The sequence below is a fragment of the Mesorhizobium sp. M7A.F.Ca.CA.002.05.1.1 genome, from assembly GCF_003998335.1.
In the GTDB taxonomy this organism is placed as follows: Bacteria; Pseudomonadota; Alphaproteobacteria; order Rhizobiales; family Rhizobiaceae; genus Mesorhizobium.
On the sequence record NZ_RZQI01001457.1, the window covers coordinates 1 to 828 of the forward strand.

The following is an 828-nucleotide window of genomic DNA, read 5'->3' on the forward strand; positions in this document are numbered from 1 at the left end:
CTTCGGTCTGGTGCCATCCAGTTCGATAGAGCCGGCGGCAAGCGAGCTTGCCGTGCGCGAGAACAACACGCCAAGCGGTTCGGCCGCAGACGGTTTACCCGCGGCGATTGGCTCGAAAACCTGAAATGACGCCTCCCGCATTTCGCGGACCCCTTCCACGAACCGCCCATCCGCTATCTCGGCAACGGCCTGCGCCTGGCGATCGTCGGCAAGCCCTGAGGCGCTGAACCAGTTCGCAACATCCTGGACGGATTTGAAGAGTTCATTGTTTGCTGCCGGCGCCCGCCGGTCGAACACGGCATTCGACAGGTCCAAAGCGGGATGCCCGCCGATGAAGTGATCCGGCACCCATTCGGTGTATGCATCGCCCATGGAACATAACCTCATCAACCGCATTATACGGTTACATGATGTAACCACTATCACAGGGATATGTGGTGTCAAACCCATAGCACCGCCAGGTCGGCGCGGACCACTGGGAGAGAGAGGATGTGCAGCAATCGTTACAAGACCCGCCACGAGACCATCAATGTCGACGGCCTCGACATCTTCTACCGACACGCCGGCGACCCGGGCAGACCGGCAATCCTGCTGCTGCACGGATATCCGACTTCGTCGCACGTCTATCGCAATGTCATCGAACCGCTGGCGGACACAGCCTATGTGGTGGCGCCGGACCTGCCCGGTTTCGGCTTTTCGTCCGCCCCTTCCATCGATGCCTATGACTACACGTTCGAGAACCTGGCCAACACGATCGAAGCCTTCGTCGAGGCCCTCGGCATCCAGCGATTCTTCCTCTACATCACTGACTTCGGCACGCCTGTCGGC

The 828-nt window shown here is 60.0% G+C and carries 2 protein-coding genes; one reads left to right on the plus strand and one right to left on the minus strand.

What is annotated here, in order from left to right:
* Window positions 1-348 (minus strand): ABATE domain-containing protein (locus tag EN939_RS36330; protein WP_245473312.1); only part of this gene is annotated, 348 nt, incomplete at its 3' end.
* Between the two features lie 141 nt (window positions 349-489).
* Here EN939_RS36330 and EN939_RS36335 point away from each other — a divergent pair.
* A partial coding sequence (locus tag EN939_RS36335) for an alpha/beta fold hydrolase (RefSeq protein ID WP_127272065.1) occupies window positions 490-828 on the plus strand: 339 nt, incomplete at its 3' end.